General features: G+C 51.1%; 3 protein-coding genes. All 3 read left to right on the top strand.

Annotated elements, in window-relative coordinates:
• Positions 1 to 550 (top strand): AAA family ATPase (locus tag B2R29_RS12140; protein WP_301181303.1); only part of this gene is annotated, 550 nt, incomplete at its 5' end.
• Positions 551 to 552: 2 nt separating this feature from the next.
• Positions 553 to 1,734 carry a vWA domain-containing protein gene (locus tag B2R29_RS12145; protein WP_301181304.1) on the top strand — a complete coding sequence of 394 codons (1,182 nt, stop codon included), beginning with the start codon at positions 553 to 555 and terminating at the stop codon, positions 1,732 to 1,734.
• A gap of 71 nt (positions 1,735 to 1,805) precedes the next feature.
• Positions 1,806 to 2,470: hypothetical protein (locus B2R29_RS12150; protein ID WP_301181305.1), on the top strand; the 665-nt coding region annotated here is incomplete at its 3' end.

A 2,470-nucleotide genomic window follows, 5' to 3' on the forward strand; every position in this document is an offset into this window, starting at 1 on the left:
GAAGCTTTGGGAAGCTTTCGAGGCAGATGAGAAGGTCGTTCTTTTGATTGATGAAATTGATAAGGCGGATATTGAATTTCCGAACGATTTGTTGCTTGAGCTCGATAAAATGGAGTTTCACGTCTACGAGACCGGGCAGACGATCAAAGCAGTGAATCGCCCGATTGTGGTCATCACCAGTAACAATGAAAAGGAACTTCCGGATGCGTTTCTGCGTCGTTGTTTCTTCCACTATATCGATTTCCCGGATCGCGAAACGATGAAGGCCATTGTTGACGTACACTTTCCGAACATTCAGGCGGAACTGGTCAATGACGCACTTGAGGTATTCTTCGATGTGCGCAAAGTGCCAGGCCTGAAGAAGAAGCCTTCAACATCAGAACTGGTTGACTGGCTGAAATTACTGATGGCAGATGAGCTGGGGGTTGAATTGCTGCGTAACCACGATACGACTAAGGCAATTCCGCCGATGGCTGGTGCACTCGTTAAGAACGAGCAGGATGTCCATTTGCTTGAGCGCCTCGCCTTTATGAGTCGCCGCCGGGGCTGATCATGCTGATCGACTTTTTCGACACCGTTCGTCGTGCGAAAGTGCCGTGCTCCATTCGCGAGTACCTTGATCTCGTTGAAGCTGTTCAGGCGCGGGTGGCATTTGCTGACCTTGAGGAGTTTTACGCGCTTGCGCGGCTGATCCTCGTGAAGGACGAAAAGCATTACGACAAGTTCGATAAGGCATTCGCCGCATACTTTGAGGGCATAGAGGCAATGCCGTCGTTGTTCGACGATGCCAGTATTCCTGCAGAGTGGATGCGGAAAGAAATGGAGAAGCTGCTCTCTGAAGACGAAATGGCCAAGATTGAATCTCTTGGTGGCTTTGATGAGCTTATGAAGACTCTGCAGGAGCGTCTGGAAGAGCAGAAGAAGCGCCACCAGGGCGGTAACAAAATGATTGGTACGGGCGGTACATCACCGTTCGGCTCCGAGGGTTACAATCCCGAAGGTGTTCGTATTGATCAGAACAGGTCGCGCCATAAAAAGGCAGCGAAAGTCTGGGAACAGCGTAACTATAAGAATTTGGACGATAACGTTCAGCTAGGTATTCGTAATATCAAGGTTGCCCTGAGGCGTCTGCGCCGCTTTGCGCGACAGGGTGCAGCCGATGAGCTTGATATGAACGACACCATCAGCTCTACCGCCCGAAATGCCGGTATGCTGGACATTAAGATGGTTCCCGAGCGTCATAATGCCGTTAAAGTGCTGCTTTTCTTTGATGTTGGTGGCTCCATGGATCCGCATGTCCGCGTCTGTGAAGAGCTGTTCTCCGCTGCACGCACCGAATTCAAGCATATGGAAACCTTTTATTTTCATAACTGCCTGTACGAGTCGGTGTGGAAAAATAACATTCGTCGTATGAACGAGCGCACAGAAACTTGGGACATTTTGCGCAAGTATGGACAGGATTACCGGGTTATCTTCGTCGGTGACGCCATGATGGCACCTTATGAGGTTACGCATGCAGGCGGCAGTGTTGAACATTGGAATGAAGAACCCGGCGCTGTCTGGATGGAACGTATGGCGAACCATTTCGATAAACTGGTCTGGTTGAACCCGGCACCAGAAGACCATTGGGGGAATGGCGGCTCGCTGGGTGCGATACGTTCTTTGGTCAAAGATAAAATGTATCCCATGACCTTGTCTGGTCTTGAGGATGCAATGAGGTTTCTCAGCAAGTAGCTGAAAATTAAAAATCGGTGGGTTTGCCAGAGAACGTTGGCGCCGCCGGAAAATAATAAAAGATTTGCAGGATGTTTTACATGCAGGCGATGCGCTTGTTTTCACCACTGCTGATATTGCTGATTACAACAGTAATCACTCTGGGGATTGCTCAACCGGCTACTGCTGAGCAGGTGTATATCGGTTTGCGGAATGGGCCATCAGAGGCCTTCCCTGTGATTTACGAAGTCACACCTTATCGTCGTCTGGATGTTGTCGCACGTCGTGGCAGCTGGGTTAAAGCGACGGACGGACGAAATAGTGGTTGGCTGCACGTTGATGATCTTCACCTACTCGAAACTTTCCCTCGTGACGAACTCTGGAAGCTCGTGAATGACGCGCGACCCGGGAAACATCGCCTCGAACTGACCCTTTCAACAGCGAGCGCCTATTCTGTCGGTTGGCTGTTTCCTGTCCTCGGAGAATATGGTTCCGTACGCTACACTCGCGCTCCTGAAGGAGATTCCGCGTGGTCGTTACTGGACGCGGGAGTAATCACCCAATTCGCCCAGCCGGCCGATTACCTCACATTCAGTTGGAATGCTTTTGCAGGCTACGCCCAGAGTGAACGTGGGAATACACATTGGTCAGATACCGCTGAATCAACGTGGGTAGGCGGCGTGGGCGTCGAAGCTATGTGGCGCGTCGCCCGCTATTTCGAGGTTGGGGCTCGGGGTGAGGTTGGTACGACATTAGA

Source organism: Thalassolituus sp. UBA3500 (assembly GCF_002377545.1).
Classification (GTDB): Bacteria; Pseudomonadota; Gammaproteobacteria; order Pseudomonadales; family Oceanobacteraceae; genus Thalassolituus.